Origin of the sequence: Streptomyces sp. NPDC020299 (assembly GCF_044387825.1) — a bacterium.
Taxonomy (GTDB): Bacteria; Actinomycetota; Actinomycetes; order Streptomycetales; family Streptomycetaceae; genus Streptomyces.
Genome location: NZ_JBIRWL010000007.1, coordinates 414,992 through 427,705, shown reverse-complemented (window position 1 = coordinate 427,705; position 12,714 = coordinate 414,992). Strand labels below are relative to the sequence as shown.

Here is a 12,714-nt window from a genome sequence, read left to right as displayed (position 1 = left end):
GTGCCCCCTCGTCAGCGACCCCGTCAGCGCCCCTGGTAGCGCGCCGCGGTGGAACGGGCCGAGCCGAGCTTGGCGTAGAGCCGCTTGCCCGGACAATCTGTCGAGTATCCGTCCCGATGCCCGGAGATCACGTTCAGTCGTACGTTCTTCCCCTTTGGGTACAGATTGCCACCGCCCGACTTCAGATATGTCTTGCCGCGCGGATCGGCGCCGTAGAGCCCGAGCTTCCACGCGGTGAGCTTGGCGATGGCCTTCACCGCGGCGGAGGACGGCTTGGTCTTGCCGTAGCTGCCGATCACGGCGATGCCCATGCTGCCCGCGTTGAAGCCGAGGGTGTGTGCGCCGCGGACCGCCTTCGACACTCCCCCGGCGCGGCCCTCGTAGATGGTGCCGCACTTGTCGATGAGGAAGTTGTAGCCGATGTCACGCCAGCCCATGCTGCGGACGTGGTAGCGGTAGATGCTGCGGATGACGGACGGGGCCTGGGAGCAGCGGTAGTTGTTGCCGGAGGCGGTGTGGTGGACGAACGCCGCCTTGATCTTCTGCGTGTAGACGAAGCCCTTCTCGCGCAGCGATTCGTCCGCGCGCCAGCCGCGCCTGGTCACGATGCGCGGGCGCGGCCCGATGTGCGGCTTGCTGCGCTGGGCCTGGGTCAGCTGGTCGCCGCGCAGGGCGAGTAGCTGCATCTCGGTGTCCGCCCTGCTGAGGGCCGGGATCTCGGTGGCGGCGAAGGGGGCGAGGTCGGTGTTGACGGCGGAGGCGGCGGCCTCGGCCTCCGGGAGGGTGCCGGTGCTCGGGGCTTGGGCCGGGGGCCCGGCGGGTGGCGGCTCGTCACCGGGGTCGACGAGTTCCAGGCGCAGACCGGCGGGGAGGGACGCGCGGGCGGCACCGGCGGCCCGGCCTCCGTCGCCGGCTCTCGCAGCGCCCTCGGCCCCCTCGTCCCCCTTCGTCCCGTCGTCCGCCCGCACGCGTACGTCCACCCCGTCCGAATCCCCCACCCACAGCGGCGCGGTGGCGCCGCGCACCTGGCCGGAGGCGCTTTCCGGCGTGTCCGGGTCGGCGCCGTGGTCGGCGTTGTGGGTCTCGACGTCCTGCCAGCCGGACCAGCTGCCGGTGCCGGCGGCCCGGGCCCGGACCTGGACGCGACCGTGGAGTTCGGTGCCGGGGTCGTCCCAGACGACCCCGACGAGCGAGAAGTGCCGTACGTGGTCGCGGTGCAGGCCCTGTTCGGAGGCGGCACCTCGGGCGCGGTCCCGGATGAGGGGCGCCAGGGGCAGGGACTGGGTGCTGCCGGGGACCGCGGATGCGGCGGCACGCCCCCCGACGGCACGCTCCCCGGCAGGACTCGTGGGAGCGGCTGTCGCGGGCACGGTCAGCGGCAGGGCGAGGGCGGCGGCGCAGGTGACACCGACCGAGGAGACACCGATCGAAGAAGTGAGGAATCCACGCATGCCCCTGATCTTGGACATAGTCATATAAATCTGTCCATCGGGGAACTGACGGACCGTCGGTTGGGGTTCCGCCGAACCGGTGGCCCCGCCGCGCGGTGCCGGGCCGGGCCGCCGCGTACGCTTACACGGGTGAACGCCACCGATCGCACCCCCGCCGACCTGCTGCGATCCGCGCTCGCCGCGGATCCCGGACGTCCCCTGGTGACCTTCTACGACGACGCCACGGGCGAACGCGTCGAACTGTCCGTGGCCACCTTCGCCAATTGGGTGGCCAAGACCGCCAACCTCCTCCAGGGCGACCTCGCCGCCGGCCCCGGCGACCGGGTCGCGCTGCTGCTGCCCGCGCACTGGCAGACGGCCGTGTGGCTGCTGGCCTGCTCGTCGGTCGGCGTGATCGCGGACGTGGCCGGTGACCCGGCGGCGGCCGACGTCGTCGTCAGCGGACCGGACTCACTGGACGCCGCACGGGCGTGCCGCGGTGAGCGGGTCGCGCTCGCGCTGCGGCCGCTCGGCGGACGGTTCCCGCAGCCCCCGGAGGGCTTCGCCGACTACGCCGTGGAAGTCCCGAGCCAGGGCGACCGGTTCGCACCGTTCTCGCCGGTCGACCCCGAGGAGCCGGCGCTGATCGTCGCGGGGGCGGAGCTGACGGGTGCCGAGGTGGTGGAGCGGGCGGTCCGGGAGGCTCCGGCGCTGGATCTCGCGGGGCCCGGGTCCCGGCTGCTGTCCGCGCTGCCGTACGACACCTGGGAAGGGCTGAGCGCGGGGCTGTACGCGCCGCTGGCCACCGGGGGCTCCGTGGTGCTGTGCCGGCACCTGGAGCGGCTGGACGAGGAGGCTCTGGCCAAGCGGATCGAGAGTGAGCGGGTGACCGCCGCCCGCCACTGAGGGGGCCGCGCGGCATTCACCCGTTCGGAGCAACAACAAGCCCCCCTGGCCTCCCCCGCGCGTCATGGTCGTAAGAACCAGGACATGACGCTCGTACGCCATGAGGGGGTGGCTCGCCGTGACCGACACCGCAGGCACGCCCTCCGGACCGGCCCCGGGTTCCGGCGCCGCCGCCACCGGCGAGGGACTCGTACGACGGCGTCGGCGGCGGTGGGTGAAGGCGATGGCCCTGGGGGCCGGGGTCCTCGTGGTGGCGGCGGCCGGGGGCGGCTGGGCGGTGTACGCGAAGCTGAGCGCCAACATCACGCCCGACGAGGCGGCCGCGGCCGAGCTCGCCCGGTACGAGCGGGAGCGGCCCACGGCGCTGGTGCGCGACGCGCAGAACATCCTGCTGATCGGGTCGGACACGCGCGCGGGGGCCGGCAACGACGAGTACGGGCGGGATCTGGGCAGCGAGCGCTCCGACACCACGATCCTGCTGCATCTGGGCGCCGACCGGCGCAGCGCCACCGCCGTGTCCCTGCCCCGCGATCTGATGGTGGACGTGCCGGGCTGCCGGCGGGCGGACGGCGGCCGCAGCGAGCCGACGTTCGCGATGTTCAACTACGCCTTCGAGATAGGCGGTTCGGCCTGCACCATCCGGACCGTGGAGAAGCTGACGGGCATCCGGATCGACCACCACGTCGTCGTCGACTTCAGCGGCTTCAAGGACATGGTCGACGCCGTGGACGGCGTGGAGGTGTGCCTGAAGGAGCCCATCCGCGACAAGGACGCCAAGCTGCGGCTGCCCGCGGGCAGGGTGACGCTCGACGGGGAGCAGGCGCTCGGTTATGTGCGGGCCCGCAAGTCCCTGGGCGACGGCAGCGACACCGACCGGATGGACCGGCAGCAGCGGTTCCTCGGGGCGCTCGTCAACAAGGTGCGCAGCGACGACGTCCTGCTGAACCCGGTGAAGCTCTATCCGGTGCTGGACGCGGCGACCTCCGCACTCACCACCGATCCGGAACTGGCGAGTCTGCGCGGCCTTTACCAACTGGTGCGCGGTTTGAGGGACATCCCCACCGAACAAGTGCGTTTTCTGACTGTTCCGAGGGAGTCGTACGTTTACAACTCCAACCATGATCAGCTGGTGGAACCCGAAGCCGAGAAACTCTTCGCGCGGTTGCGGGCGGACCGACCGGTGGAGGTCACACCGAAAGCCACACCGGATTCTCACAACGCCGGCCGCCCCGGCGAGGACCGAAGCGCCCCCTCCCCCACCCCGACCTTCCGCGGGAACACCGCGGCCGAAGACACCTGCGAGTAAAACGAGCACCAAAGCCGAACTTCCGCTCACGGGAATGAGCCGTATTGCCCTGTTGTATGAAGGTGGAATTTGTCACGGGCGTCCCCGGACGCTGAACTGGGCGGATAGTGTGAGCGATCCGGTGCACCCGGCCGCAAGGTCCGTCCTGGGGTCGTGCACTGACTGACCGAGACCCGAGCGCCTTGTGGGGGGAAGGCGCCGCGTGGCCCCGACGGAGGATTCAGACAACCGTGGACGCGCAAGGCCGTGGGCGGGCGGACAACATCGATCCCGCAGACCAGTGGGTGCTCAATCCGAACACCGGCGAATACGAACTGCGACTGAGTCCTTCCGCAGCGCAGTCGACGGTACCGGGACCGCGTAGATCCGCGTCCCCCCGAGGCGGCGGAGGCGGCGGTGGAACCGCGGCGCAGGCGCGCGGCCGGACCGCGGCGGCGCCGGGCCGTGGTGGTGCGGGCCGTGGTGGTGCGGGCCGTGGCGCTCCGGACGGCGTCACCCAGGACACCCTCGTGTCGGGGGTACCCGGTCCGCGCCGGCGCCGGGGAGGCCCCCCCGAGCCGCCGCCGGGGCGCCGCAACCGGCGGCCGGTGAAGAAGAAGTCGAAGGCGAAGAAGATACTGCTGTGGACCGGTGGGTCCATGGCCTTCGTGCTGGTCGCCGTGTCGGCCGCCGGCTACCTCTACATCAAGCACCTGAACGACAACATCACTTCGGTGTCCGACGACGGCGCGAGCACAGGTGGCTTCCGCAAGGACGAGGCGATCAACATCCTGCTGATCGGCACCGACAAGCGCACCGGCAAGGGCAACGAGGGCTACGGTGACGCGGGCAGCGTCGGTCACGCCGACACCAACATCCTGCTGCACGTCTCCAAGGACCGGACGAACGCCACCGCGCTGAGCATTCCGCGCGACCTGATCGTGAACGTCCCCGACTGCCCGACGACTCAGGAAGACGGCTCCAAGAAGGTCATCCCGGGCACGGACAACGTCCGCTTCAACACCAGCCTCGGCCAGGACGGACGTACGCCGAGCTGCACCATGCGCGCGGTCACCGAGCTGACCGGGATCACCCCGGACGACTTCATGGTCGCCGACTTCAACGCGGTCAAGACGCTGACCACGGCGGTCGGCGGTGTCGATGTCTGCCTGGGCAAGGACATCAACGACACGGACTCGCACCTGAAGCTGTCGAAGGGCACGCACAACATCTCGGGCGAGCAGGCGCTGGCGTTCGTGCGTACCCGGCATTCCGTCGGCTTCGGCGGTGACCTGAGCCGGATCGGGCTGCAACAGCAGTTCCTCAGCGCGCTGATGCGCAAACTGAGTTCCAACTCGACACTCAGCAGCCCGACGAAGATGCTGAAGCTGGCCGAGGCCGGCACCAAGGCGCTGACCGTGGACGACAAGCTGGACAGCATCGGCAAGCTCAAAGACCTGGGTCTGGAACTGGGCAAGCTCAACCCGAAGAACCTGACCTTCACCACGGTGCCCGTCGTGGACAACCCGGCCGAGAAGGTCAAGACGACCGTCGTGCTCAACAACTCGACGGCTCCCGCGGTCTTCGACGCGATCAAGAACGACGTGTCCTTCAGCGACGTGAAGAAGAAGCAGAAGGCGGCCAAGGACGCGCAGGCCGCCCGCCTCAAGGGCACCAAGGCCGCCGCCTCCGAAGTGCGGGTGCGCATCACGAACGGCGGAGCGCCGTCCGGCAGTGCGCAGTCGGTCCTCAACTGGCTCCAGAACGACGAGGGCGTGACGAAGTCGGAGAACGCCGGCAACGCCCCCGCCGCGCTGAGCAAGACCACGCTCGAGTACGGGCCCGACCAGGCGGCCCAGGCCCGCAGGCTGGCGGCCATCATGGGGCTTTCCGGATCCGCCCTGAAGCCCGGCAAGAGCGTCACCAACTCCCAGGGCCTGCCCGCGATGACGCTCACCCTGGGCAAGGACTTCAAGGGTGCGGGCGTCTCCCTCACCACTCCGACGAAGGCGCCGAAGGTCGACAAGTCCACGGCGGACAAGGTGCAGTGCGCTTCATAAGTCACTGAATTCTGGCGGCGGTTGACCGGTGAGTTGACCGAAGGGGCCTGTTCTGCGTCTAACACGGCGCAGGACAGGCCCTTTTCATGGCGCCAGGGTGGGGAGACGGGAAGTGACGCAGCACCGCGTGCAGGGGGAAAATCGGACGCCGCGCGGCATCCGGCACCGTACGGCGAAGGAGAGCGAGGGCGGCGGCGCGGACGGCGGCAGCCGCCGCGGCAGACGGCGGCCCCGGCGGGGGCACCGCGTTCTGAGATGGTCCGCGGCGACGGTGACGCTCCTGATACTCGGCACGGCCTGCGCCGGATACCTCTATTACGAGCATCTCAACGGCAACATCCAGAAGGGTGAGCGCAGCAGCGGCGACTCCAAGGCCAAGAAGGCCGCGCCGAACGCCGACGGACAGACGCCGGTCAACATCCTGCTCATCGGCTCCGACAGCCGTAACACCGCGGAGGACCTGAAGCTCGGCGGGCACCGGGAGAGCGTCGGCAGCCCACCGCTGGCCGACGTGCAGATGCTCATCCACCTCTCGGCGGACCGCAAGAGCGCCGCCATGGTGAGCATCCCGCGCGACACACGCGTCGACATCCCGAAGTGCAAGGACCCCAAGACCCATCACGAGTATCCGGCGACCAACGACATCATCAACACCACCCTGGCCCGGGGCGGGGCCGGCTGCACGCTGGCCACCTGGCAGAACCTCACCGGGGTCTACATCGACCACTGGATGATGATCGACTTCGCGGGCGTGGTGAGGATGGCGGACGCCATCGGGGGCGTCGAGGTCTGCGTGAAGCAGAACGTCTGGGACCACTCGACACCGGCCCAGCGCGGCGGCTCCGGGCTGAAGATGAAGGCCGGGACGCACAAGGTCTACCACGAGCAGGCCCTGCAGTGGCTGCGCACGCGGCACGCCTGGGGCAGCGACGTGATGCGGTCCCGCGCCCAGCACATGTACCTGAACTCGATGATCCGCACACTGAAGCAGCAGAACGTGTTCACCGACAGCGGCCGGCTGATGGACCTGGCCGAGGCGGCCACGAAGTCCCTGAAGGTCTCCGAGGAGATCGGCACGGTCAAGAAGCTGTACGACCTGGGCATGGAGCTGAAGTCGGTGCCGACGAACCGCATCACGTCGATGACGATGCCGCGCGTCGAGGACCCGCAGAACAGTGAGCACGTCGTGCCGGACACGGCCAACGCCGAGCAGATGTGGCGCATGCTCCGCGACGACGTGCCCTTCGACGACAAGGGCAAGGCCGCGGCGGCGAAGCAGACCACGGACGACAAGCAGGCCACCAAAGCCCCCTCCACCTCGGACGACGGCATCGGCGTCGTGGTGCGCAACGCCACCCGGTCCGCGACCCTCGGCCCCGTCGGCGGCCGCGCCGGCGCGATCGCCCAGGAACTCGTGCGGAAGGGCTTCACGAAGGCCGCCATGGACGGCACGGCCGGGCTGTCCGAGAACAGGACCGTCGTGCGCTACCCGAGCGCCGCTCTGGAGGGCGACGCACAGCGTGTCGCGCGGTCGCTCGGCATTCCGCTGTCCTCGGTGCGGAAGTCGAGTGACGTCACCGGGGTCACGGTGGTCGTCGGCGCCGACTGGCGGACCGGCACTTCCTATCCGAAGCAGTCCAAGCCGAAAGCCGGGGAGCTGCCCGGCAATTCCGACGCCATCAACGCCTCGGAAAGCGGTAAGTGCATGGACGTGTACGCGCCGTACCGCTTCTAGAGCAGGGGGTTCGCACTTACCCCCGAGACCGCACAGCGCACTCCTAACTGGCTGCAGAATGATGTGGCGCGCTCAAGTCCGAAGGGATCGGGCGAAATTGGGCGCGCGGTCCGCCGCGGACAACGTGGGTGCCCTTTGGGGGGTAACCCAATGAGCCTCTCGTGCGTCTGACTAGGGGCAAGGGCGTGCCCGGTGAGGGCGCAGGGTGGGAGGGGCAGGGAGTTGGCGCGGAGCAGCATGAGCGGGGAGGTTCCCGCGGTCGGGGACACGATGTCCCTCACACCGCAGGGAGGCGAGGCGCCGGCCGGGCACGGCCGGCGCGGCGGGGGGCGCCGGAGCGGTGGGGGCAGCGGGGGCGGCAAGAGCGGTACACAGGAGAACGCGCCGCACCGCAGACGGCGTGCCCTGCGCTGGTCGGCGACGGTGCTGGCGGTGGTCATAATCGGCACGGCCGGCGCCGGATACCTCTACTACCAGCACCTCAACGCCAACATCAAGAAGGACCCCCTGAACATCGGCGACGCCAAGGACAGGGCGGCCGAGTCCAAGGCGAACGCGGCCGGCCAGACGCCGCTGAACATCCTGCTGATCGGGTCGGACGGGCGGAACAACAAAGAGGACCAGAAGCTCGGCGGCGCGAAGGACACCTTCAACACCGCGCCCCGTGCCGACGTCCAGATGCTGCTGCACCTCTCGGCGGACCGCAGCAACATGTCGGTGGTCAGCATGCCGCGCGACACGCTCGTGAACATCCCCAAGTGCACGGACCCCAAGAACAACAAGGTCTACGGGGCCCTCACCACGCACATCACCAACGACTCGCTGGGCCGCGGCGGCCCCGGCTGCACGGTGGCGACCTGGGAGAAGCTGACCGACATCCACATCGACCACTTCATGATGATCGACTTCTCCGGTGTGGTGTCGATGGCCGACGCCATCGGCGGCGTACCGGTGTGCGTGGACGCCAACATCCACTCCAAGGACAGCAGCGGCCACGGCTCGGGCCTGAAGCTGAAGAAGGGCACCACGGACGTCAAGGGCGTCCAGGCCCTCCAGTGGCTGCGCACACGGTACGGCTTCGAGGACAACACCGACATCGCCCGCGCCAAGGCCCAGCACCAGTACATGAACGCGATGGTCCGCCAGCTGCGCGAGAACGCCACGCTCAGCAACCCGGGCAAGCTGAAGGACCTCGCCGAGACCGCCACCACGGCACTCACGGTCGACAACGGGCTCGGCACGGTCAAGAAGCTGTACGACCTGAGCAAGGAGCTCAAGAAGGTCCCCACCAAGCGCATCACCATGACGACGATGCCGTGGGAGTACGAGTCGCCCACCAGTGGCCGGGTGGTGCCCAAGCCGGGTGACGCGGAGAAGCTGTTCCGGCTGGTCCGCGACGACATCGCCCTGGACGGCAAGGGCAAGAAGAAGTCCACCACACCTAAGACGAGTTCGGACCCGGCCGCGGCCGACGACAAGATCGCCGTACAGGTGCAGAACGGCACGGGGTCGGACACGGAGGCCGCGGTCTCCGGAAGGGCGAACACGATCGCCCAGCTCCTCGTCGGCAAGGGCTTCACACAGGCGGTGTCGGACCGTTCGGCGGCCCCGAGCCAGGCCAAGACGGTGATCCGCTATCCCAGCGCGGACCTGGAGGGGGACGCCCAGCGGGTGGCCAAGGCGCTCGGCATCCCGGTATCCGCGGTGAAGAAGTCCACGGACGTCTCCGGGGTCACCCTGGTCGTCGGCGCCGACTGGCGCACGGGCACCAAGTACACCGCGCCGAAGGAGGACGACTCCACCCCGGACTCGGCGCAGGTGATCAACGGCGCGGACAAGAAGCAGTGCATGCACGTCAACCCGAGCTACACCTGGTAGCCCGGGCCGGCGAGCGCCTCGCGCGCGGACTCAGTCGGTGGCGAGCACCGCGGGCCGGCGCGAGGCGATGACCTTTTTCGCGAGGGAACGGGGGCTGGTCAGGAAGCCCCAGCCCCAGGACATGTGCATGGTGGCCAGGGCCACGGGAATCCGCAGCCGCGCCTTGAGGGGCAGGCCCTTGCCCGCGGGCACCGACCCGGCGGCGATCGCCGCGAGGTAGCCGCCGGGGATCAGGAAACCCCAGGGGGTCAGGGCCGCCCCCACCACGATCCCCGCCGCGATCGCGCACACCGCCGCCGGCGGGGCGAGGTAGCGCAGGTTGATGGAGCCCTCGTGGTAGCGGGCGACGACGTGCCGCCAACGGCCGTAGTCCTTGTACTGCTTGGCCAGCGCCCGCACGCTCGGCCGCGGCCGGTACGACACCTTCAGCTCCGGCGAGAACCAGATCAGCCCGCCCGCCTCACGGATACGGAAGTTCAGCTCCCAGTCCTGGGCCCGGATGAACTCCTCGTTGTAGCCGCCCTGCCGCTCCAGCGCCTCCCGCCGGAAGACGCCGAGGTAGACGGTCTCGGCCGGGGCCGCCTCGCCGCCGGTGTGGAAGGCCGCGTTGCCGACGCCGATCTTCGAGGTCATCGCGGCGGCGACCGCGTGCTCCCAGTCGTTCTCACCCTCGGCGTGCATGATGCCGCCGACGTTCTGCGCGCCGGTCTGAGCCAGCAGCCGTACGGCCGTGTCGATGTAGTTCGGCGAGAGCATGCCGTGTCCGTCGACGCGGACCACGATCGGATGGCGGGAGGCCTTGATCGCGGCGTTGAGCGCGGCGGGGGTGCGGCCGGTCGGGTTCGGCACGGTGTGCACGCGGGGGTCTTCGGCGACCAGCTCGGCGGCGATCTCGTCCGTACGGTCCGCGGACGGGCCGAGGGCGATCACCACCTCCATCTCGCCTGCGTACTCCTGCGCGAGGATCGCTGTGACGGCCCCGCGCAGATGCCGCTCCTCGTTGAGGACGGGCATGATCACAGAAACGGCGGGGAGCGGCACGTCGGGGTTGGCGTTCATAGGGGCCTCACGTTACCGCGAACGGGGGAACACCCGTGCGCGCCGCCGGGTCGCTGCCGCGGGCTGGAGATCGTATGGGCCTACGGTGCTCACGTTCCCCCGTACGGCCCCGGGTCGCGGCGGTCTGTCCTGGCAGGCCCTGGGACCCGGGGGGCCCGAAGCCCCAGCGGAGGTGTCCCCATGCCCGTCACGCCGCCGAGCTCTCCGGCACGGCCCCAGCAGCGCCCGCGACCGCCCCGGCAGCCGCAGCGGGTGCCGCGGGCCCCCGCCGGACGGAAACGGCCGCGCTGGGCCATGCGGGCGGTGACCACCCTGTCGGTGGTGGTGCTCGCCTCCGCCGGGATCGGGCACGCGGTGGTCAGCAGCCTGGACGCGGGCATCGCCCGGGTCGACGCCTTCAAGGACATGAAGAACCGCCCGCGGGCCGGCCACGGCATGAACATCCTGCTGGTCGGCACCGACGGCCGGGACAAGATCGGCGAGCAGGAGCGGCGGAAGTACCGGCTGGGCGGTGCGCCCTGCCACTGCACCGACACGATCATGATCGTGCACATCTCGGACGACCGGGAGCGGGCGAGCGTGGTGAGCCTGCCGCGCGACTCCTACGCCGAGGCGCCCGCGCACGTCGACGTGGCCACCGGGCAGCGGCACGGCCCGCATCCCCTCAAGCTCAACGCGGCCTACGCGGAGGGCGGGCCGCAGCTGACCGTCCGCACGGTCGAGAACATGACCCACGTCAAGATCGACCACTACCTCGAGGTCGACTTCACCAGCTTCATGAAGACCGTGGACGTGCTGGGCGGAGTCCAGGTCTGCACCCCGCTGCCCCTGAAGGACGGCTACACCGGCCTCGACCTCCCGGCCGGCACGCACACCCTGGCCGGCGGGCAGGCCCTGCAGTACGTCCGCGCCCGGCACGTCGACGGGGCCAGCGACCTGGGCCGGATGCGGCGCCAGCAGCGCTTCCTGGCGTCGCTGGTCGAGCGGGCGACCTCGTCGGGGGTACTGCTGAACCCGATGCGCTTCCGGGACGTGACCCGGGCGGTACTGGGCTCGGTACGGGCGGACGAGGGCTTCGGCACGGACGAGCTGCTGGAGCTGGGCCGGGCGATGCGGAACTTCTCCCCCTCCTCGTCCGAGTTCACGACGGTCCCCATCGGTCAGCTGTCCTACCCGGTGAAGGGCATCGGCTCGACGCTGAAGTGGGACGGGCCCAGGGCGGAGCAGCTGTTCCAGGCCCTGCGCGACGACAAGCCGCTGGCCCCCGTGCGCCGGCCGCAGCAGGGCGAGACGGTGGCCCCGGTGGAGGTGGCCCCGCAGCAGATCCGCGTCCAGGTGCTGAACGGCACCGGCACGGTGGGCCTCGGCCGGCGGGTGGACACGGCCCTGGCCGCGACCGGCTTCGCCACCACCCACCTCCCCCTCGACGCGCCCGACCACCACGTGACCCGCACGCTGATCCTCTACGACCCCCGCTGGGACCGCTCCGCCAAGTCCCTGGCCACCGCCCTCCCCGGCAGCGAACTACGCCCGGCGAACGGCCAGGGCCCGATGCTGAAGGTGATCGCCGGAACCGACTTCAAGGCCGTACGCAAGGTGAGAGGCGAGGCAGCGAACGGCCAGGCGGAGGCAACGGTGGTACGCGGCGACGAGGCCCGGTGCTGACACCGGCACGCGCCTGACCATTCAGTCCTCGTAGCCCTCCGCCGCGCGCCTCTCGCGGAGTTCCCGGATTTCGCGGCGGCGGGCGAGGCGGTGGGTGCGGCGGATCTCGGCTTCCTGGTAGCGGCGCTTGTCGCGTTCGGTCTCGGGGAGGACCGGCGGGACGCGGCGGGGCTTGCCGTCGGCGTCGACCGCGGCGAAGACGAGGTAGGCGGAGCCGACCTGGGTGGCGGGGGCGGACTCGTTCCAGCGCTCGGCGAGGACCCGGACGCCTATCTCCATCGAGGACCGGCCGGTCCAGTTGACCTGGGCCTTCACATGAACCAGGTCACCCACGCGGACCGGCTCCAGGAAGACCATCTCGTCCATGGACGCGGTGACGGCGGGACCCCCGCTGTGCCGGCCGGCCACCGCACCCGCGGCGTCGTCGACAAGCTTCATGATCACACCGCCGTGCACCGTGCCCAGCAGGTTCGTGTCGTTGTGGGTCATGATGTGGCTGAGCGTGGTCCGGGACGCGGACGTGGGCTTGCCGGGGATGTCCGGCGTGCCCGACTCCGCTGCGGTGGCCTGGTCTGTCATGGCCCCCACCTTATGCCGGGGTGACATTCGCGGAATTTGTGTCGGGTTCGCAACAGCGGCGCCCTGATTTTCCGACAGGCCTTGTAAGACACCTGGTCGAGCCCGGCACACTGGGGC

9 protein-coding genes are annotated in these 12,714 nt (G+C 70.2%); 6 read left to right on the top strand and 3 right to left on the bottom strand.

The window, feature by feature from the left end; genetic code table 11:
* Nucleotides 1-23: 23 nt before the first annotated feature.
* On the bottom strand, nt 24-1,451 hold the full coding sequence (locus tag ACH45E_RS20965) for a peptidoglycan recognition protein (protein WP_361443760.1): 1,428 nt from the start codon (nt 1,449-1,451) through the stop codon (nt 24-26).
* A 129-nt stretch (nt 1,452-1,580) separates the two neighbouring features.
* Here ACH45E_RS20965 and ACH45E_RS20960 point away from each other — a divergent pair, with 129 nt between their 5' ends.
* From ACH45E_RS20960 to ACH45E_RS20940, 5 genes are all read left to right on the top strand, one after another.
* Nucleotides 1,581-2,336, top strand: coding sequence for a TIGR03089 family protein (locus tag ACH45E_RS20960; protein WP_361443757.1), 756 nt, complete (start codon nt 1,581-1,583; stop codon nt 2,334-2,336).
* Nucleotides 2,337-2,436: 100 nt separating this feature from the next.
* The gene (locus ACH45E_RS20955; protein ID WP_361443754.1) at nt 2,437-3,642 is read left to right on the top strand and encodes an LCP family protein; all 1,206 of its coding nucleotides are present in this window, start codon (nt 2,437-2,439) and stop codon (nt 3,640-3,642) included.
* 230 nt (nt 3,643-3,872) lie between these two features.
* The gene (locus tag ACH45E_RS20950) at nt 3,873-5,681 is read left to right on the top strand and encodes an LCP family protein (protein WP_361443751.1); all 1,809 of its coding nucleotides are present in this window, start codon (nt 3,873-3,875) and stop codon (nt 5,679-5,681) included.
* A 112-nt stretch (nt 5,682-5,793) separates the two neighbouring features.
* Nucleotides 5,794-7,416: an LCP family protein gene (locus tag ACH45E_RS20945; protein WP_399041172.1), complete on the top strand. Its 1,623-nt coding sequence runs from the start codon at nt 5,794-5,796 to the stop codon at nt 7,414-7,416.
* Between the two features lie 237 nt (nt 7,417-7,653).
* Nucleotides 7,654-9,294, top strand: a complete 1,641-nt coding sequence (locus tag ACH45E_RS20940) for an LCP family protein (protein ID WP_399041170.1) — start codon at nt 7,654-7,656, stop codon at nt 9,292-9,294.
* A gap of 30 nt (nt 9,295-9,324) precedes the next feature.
* On the opposite strand, the gene ACH45E_RS20935 is transcribed toward ACH45E_RS20940, so the two are convergent.
* Complete coding sequence (locus ACH45E_RS20935) at nt 9,325-10,353, bottom strand: glycosyltransferase family 2 protein (protein WP_361443748.1); 1,029 nt, start codon at nt 10,351-10,353, stop codon at nt 9,325-9,327.
* Between the two features lie 180 nt (nt 10,354-10,533).
* Between ACH45E_RS20935 and ACH45E_RS20930 the strand changes: the two genes are divergently transcribed.
* The gene (locus ACH45E_RS20930; RefSeq protein ID WP_361443745.1) at nt 10,534-12,018 is read left to right on the top strand and encodes an LCP family protein; all 1,485 of its coding nucleotides are present in this window, start codon (nt 10,534-10,536) and stop codon (nt 12,016-12,018) included.
* A gap of 21 nt (nt 12,019-12,039) precedes the next feature.
* Here the strand turns inward: ACH45E_RS20930 and ACH45E_RS20925 are convergent, their stop codons facing one another.
* Nucleotides 12,040-12,597, bottom strand: a complete 558-nt coding sequence (locus ACH45E_RS20925; RefSeq protein WP_361443742.1) for an acyl-CoA thioesterase — start codon at nt 12,595-12,597, stop codon at nt 12,040-12,042.
* Between the last annotated feature and the right edge of the window lie 117 nt (nt 12,598-12,714).

Excerpts from the sequence above, each read along its gene's own strand:
- ACH45E_RS20965 (WP_361443760.1), bottom strand. The coding sequence starts at position 1,451 with ATGCGTGGATTCCTCACTTCTTCGATCGGTGTCTCCTCGGTCGGTGTC.
- ACH45E_RS20955 (WP_361443754.1), top strand. The coding sequence starts at position 2,437 with ATGAGGGGGTGGCTCGCCGTGACCGACACCGCAGGCACGCCCTCCGGA.
- ACH45E_RS20940 (WP_399041170.1), top strand. The coding sequence starts at position 7,654 with ATGAGCGGGGAGGTTCCCGCGGTCGGGGACACGATGTCCCTCACACCG.
- ACH45E_RS20935 (WP_361443748.1), bottom strand. The coding sequence starts at position 10,353 with ATGAACGCCAACCCCGACGTGCCGCTCCCCGCCGTTTCTGTGATCATG.
- ACH45E_RS20930 (WP_361443745.1), top strand. The coding sequence starts at position 10,534 with ATGCCCGTCACGCCGCCGAGCTCTCCGGCACGGCCCCAGCAGCGCCCG.
- ACH45E_RS20925 (WP_361443742.1), bottom strand. The coding sequence starts at position 12,597 with ATGACAGACCAGGCCACCGCAGCGGAGTCGGGCACGCCGGACATCCCC.